Raw genomic sequence first — 1,019 nt, 5'->3', positions numbered from 1 at the left:
GTGGCGAAGGCCGCGATGGATTCGGGCGTCGCCGAGCGTCCGATCGAGGACATGGAAGCCTACGAACAGCATCTGCAGCAGTTCGTGTATCACAGCGGCACGACCATGAAGCCGATTTTCCAGCTCGCGCGCGGCGTCGAGCCGGAGAAGAAGCGGATCGTGTTCGCGGAAGGCGAAGAGGAGCGCGTGCTGCGCGCGATGCAGATCATCGTCGACGAGAAGCTCGCCAGGCCGATCCTGATCGGCCGGCCGGCGGTGATCGAGCAGCGCATTGCGCGCTACGGCCTGCGTCTGGTCGCGGGGCAGGACTACACGGTCGTGAACACCGACCACGACGAGCGCTATCGCGATTTCTGGCAGGAATATCACAAGATGATGTCGCGCAAGGGCATCAGCGCGCAGATGGCGAAGCTCGAAATGCGCCGCCGCACCACGCTGATCGGCGCGATGCTGGTGGAAAAGGGCGAAGCGGACGGCATGATCTGCGGCACGGTGTCGACCACGCATCGTCACCTGCACTTCATCGATCAGGTGATCGGCAAGAAGGAAGGCGCGAAGGTCTACGCGGCGATGAATGCGCTGGTGCTGCCGAACCGGCAGATTTTCCTGGTGGATACGCACGTGAACGTCGATCCGACGCCGGAGCAACTGGCGGAAATCACGATCATGGCGGCTGAGGAAGTGCGCCGTTTCGGTATCGAGCCGAAGATCGCGCTGCTGTCGCATTCGAACTTCGGCACGAGCAACGCGCCGACCGCGCAGAAGATGCGCGACACGCTGGCGATCCTGCGCGAACGCGCACCGGACCTGCACGTGGACGGTGAAATGCACGGCGACATCGCGCTCGACGCGAATCTGCGCCGCGAGGTGATGCCCGACTCGACGCTCGAAGGCGACGCGAACCTGCTGGTGCTGCCGAACATCGACGCGGCCAACATCTCGTACAACCTGCTGAAGACGGCCGCGGGCAACAACATCGCGATTGGTCCGATGCTGCTGGGCGCGGCCAAGCCGGTGCA

The 1,019-nt window shown here is 63.9% G+C and carries 1 protein-coding gene; it reads left to right on the top strand.

What is annotated here, in order from left to right:
• Positions 1–1,019 (top strand): phosphate acyltransferase (locus P0D73_RS46485; protein WP_408436465.1); only part of this gene is annotated, 1,019 nt, incomplete at both ends.

Origin of the sequence: Paraburkholderia sp. RL18-101-BIB-B, assembly GCF_046026985.1 — a bacterium.
GTDB lineage: Bacteria > Pseudomonadota > Gammaproteobacteria > Burkholderiales > Burkholderiaceae > Paraburkholderia.
This window is presented reverse-complemented; position numbering and strand designations above follow the sequence as displayed.